This window comes from bacterium (assembly GCA_040753555.1).
GTDB lineage: Bacteria > UBA9089 > UBA9088 > UBA9088 > UBA9088 > JBFLYE01.
In genome coordinates this window covers 1-3,354 of record JBFMDZ010000219.1, presented here as the reverse complement: position 1 = coordinate 3,354, position 3,354 = coordinate 1, and the positions used below count along the sequence as shown (strand labels likewise).

At 36.5% G+C, this 3,354-nt stretch carries 3 protein-coding genes; all 3 read left to right on the top strand.

Translation table 11 applies throughout. From position 1 onward, the window contains the following. On the top strand, positions 1-539 hold a 539-nt coding region (locus AB1630_11560), incomplete at its 5' end, for a T9SS type A sorting domain-containing protein (GenBank protein ID MEW6104429.1). Positions 540-582: 43 nt separating this feature from the next. Continuing rightward, a complete protein-coding gene (locus AB1630_11555; protein MEW6104428.1) occupies positions 583-2,121 on the top strand; it encodes a hypothetical protein in 1,539 nt (512 codons plus the stop codon). After that, a partial coding sequence (locus AB1630_11550; protein ID MEW6104427.1) for a hypothetical protein occupies positions 2,118-3,354 on the top strand: 1,237 nt, incomplete at its 3' end. The genes AB1630_11555 and AB1630_11550, both read left to right, overlap by 4 nt.

Here is a 3,354-nt window from a genome sequence, read left to right as displayed (position 1 = left end):
ACATTTCAGCTGACAACCAAAACCTTGCCTTAATGAACTTAAGGATTGAATATGACAAAACAAAGCTAAGCTTAACAAACGAAAAAGATGAATTCTTTATGGGAACAATTGGTAAAACCCTTATCTTCAAGGCAATCTCAGAAGAGCTTGATACAACCATAAAGATTATTCCAATCTCAGCCAGGAATATGGCAAATAGAGAAATGCAAGCCCAAGAAATCTCAATAACCATAAATACCCAAGCTTCCCAAATCTCAGAGCTCCTTAACTCATACCCCAATCCAGCAAAGGATGCTTGCTATATCCCATTCAAGCTATCAAAAGACTCCAATGTCTCCCTTGAAATCTACAACATCCTTGGACAGAAGGTAAGAACAATAGAAGCAGGAAATAAACCTAAAGGCTCCTATACCCAAAAAGATAGGGCAATCTTCTTTGACCTAAAGAATGATAATGGCCAACCCATCTCTAAAGGCTTATACTTCTACAAGCTTCGGGCAGATGATTTCTCTGCCATAAAATCAATGGTGGTAAAATGAAAAAAGTGGATTTCAGAATGGAGAATGCAAAACTTAAGCTGAAATGAAAAAGATAGTGTCTCTAGTTTTGGGGATGGTAATAGGATTTAGCATAGTTTCCTTAGTGCTTCAAGGAAGGGAAAGAGGGATAGTAAAGGATGAGGAGACAAGGGCAAAAGAGGAGTTTGAGAGGGCAAGGGAGGGGTGTAAAAAGGAGAGAGAAAGTATTTATAGGAAATCTAAAGGGAGGTGGTTGAAGGCTAAAATATTCCCTATTTTTTATATGAAATATATAAGTAACCTAGATTTGATAGAGAAGATGTATTATCTTATGGTCAAGACAGCGGAAAAATACGAAGCAATTGCCAATACCTATCCAAAGACAGAAATTGTTGACAAATGTCTGCTTGAGGCGATAATATTATTAGAAAAGGCTAAAATATATGCGTATCACCTTGGTTGGCATTGGGAAGGGCATAATAAATTTGCGTTATATAATAGGATAGATGGTGATGTTACAAGATGTATTGATTGGCTAATTGAGAATTCTTCAAGAAATGAGGTAGTTGAATTTGCAAAGATAAAGAGGGAAGATATAAGGTTTAGGGAAAAAGAAAGAAAAAGAGACTTTCCTAGAGATGAAAAAGGGGGAGTGGATTATAAGAAAGCTAGGAAAGTGGCTATAGAATGGATGATTGAAAAAATAACCACAGGAGATGAGTTGATTAAAAGCTACGAAGCCTTAGTTAATCAATATCCCAATAGTGAGATTGCTGATGATTGCCTATATGAGATTATAAAGATAATCGGTGGGAATTTTTATTATCACTACAATTTAGAAAAAGCTAGACAAAGGTCATTGAAATATGTAAACTTGTTATATCAAATAGCCCCTGAAAGTGAATGGGGCGAAGATTCCCATTTTATAGGAGGGGCTTTTGTTGAGTTAGTTAGAAGGTATCCCAAAACAAGATTTTTTTATCACTCTTTGATTGGAATTATGTCATCAAAGGCTTTCTTAGTTAAGGATACTCTATGGGGATATAAAAGATTTATGGACAAAAAGATAGATATTAAAGATAAACTGCCTTTTGAATGTGATACTCTTATTGATAATTCTCCTCCCGGGGGAGGGGGAGGAGCCTCCTTTTGGATTCATCCTTCAAAAGAAGATATAGACCAAAGATTTTCATTCTTAAAAGGGATGCAAAGTAGCCTTTTAGCTTATCTTTCCAATTCCTTTGCCAAGTTCTTAGAGGAATATGCAAAGGAAAACAATTGCTTTCCTAAGAGAAAAGTCTCTCAGGGAAATGAATTATATCTCATCCTTAAGCCCTATATTGATAAAGAAACAAGGGGGGAAAAGGATTTTAATCCATTTTATGAGGAATATGGCTTAAAATTAAATTCCTATGAAAGTAATGGACAAAGCTTTAAACTTAGCTTAGAATTATTAGACTTAAAACAAGAAATCCAAGGTAGATTAGAAGAAACAAGGGATTTTGATTTTTGTTTTAAAAAAGCATATTGGGCAGGTGATTATATGGATTATAGGTATAATCTAAGCTTGGAAGAGCTAAAAAAGGAGGTTGATGAAAAATGAAAAAATGGGTTGTATTGGGGATTATTTTAGGGATAAATGCAGAGGCTTCTTATCACAAAGAGCCTCCCAATTATGAGGATTTTAAGCCAATCCTTTGGTATGAGCAAGACCATGGGGAGTTTCCCATAGACTACTATTATGATGACAATAATGTAGAAAATAATCGGGAACACTATGTTACAGATCCTGATAATGATATTGGCTCAAGGATAGAAAACAATCAAGACCCAAAGCTATACCTTTATGGAGGAAAGGATAATGGCTATAAGGTTAAGCTTCTTTGTAAAGACAAGGATGGAGACCCCTTCTGGGTATTGCAATACCATTACTATATGCCAAGGAATACATATTATAGATTTGGAGGGCCTAGAATCCAAACTCATGAGCATGACTGGGAATGGGTAGATGTTATTGTCCTTGAAGATAGGGATGGATATAGCCCTTTGCTTGCCTCATCAGGTAGCCATCAAGGAACAACCAATACAGAAAGCTTTATCCAGCGTAAATATGGTGGGTATTTAGGAAGATACATTGGATTTACCCAAAATGGAAGATTTGGCTTACTAGGCACAGAAGACAAAAGAGCAATCTTCTATGTCGGAAATGATGGAAATGCAATGTATGGAACAAGGTGGAAGCTTAACAAAATTGAGCCAAAGAGAAAGATGAGGTTCGGTATAGATATTATTGGTAGAGATAGCATTGATGTGCTGGGTGATTCTATCAGGGATTTTGGGAATATCCGTGTGGAATCTTCACCTCCAGAAGATCAATTTCCAAGGGTGTTTTATGGAGGAGACCCGGCAAATTCTTGGCTAACCCGTTGGTATTTATATTCAGGGGATGAAATAAAAGATAGAGAGGAGATATACGCCCCCTGGGCAAGGGGAGAAACCCACTGGAATAATCCATTTCCTCTCACCAATATTGATGTTCCCGACACCATCCCTCCGGTGGTAAGAAAACTAACCATAAGACAGAATAAAAAAGTCAAATACCAGGCAGAATGGATTGAGGAAAGGGAGGAGATTGGACCAAACAAGGTAGAGGTAGTTAAGGCAAGAAGCTTTAATCTTATAAAAAATATTCCTGTAAGCTCTAAATATCCCCTTGAGCTTGAGCTTGAATTTGGGGAAGACCTTAAAGACAAAGGAACAATAGCTGTCTTCTTTGGAAAGAACTATCCCTTTGACAGAAAAGAGATTGAAGGTAAAATAGAAAATAATATTTGGA

Excerpts from the sequence above, each read along its gene's own strand:
- AB1630_11555 (MEW6104428.1), top strand. The coding sequence starts at position 583 with ATGAAAAAGATAGTGTCTCTAGTTTTGGGGATGGTAATAGGATTTAGC.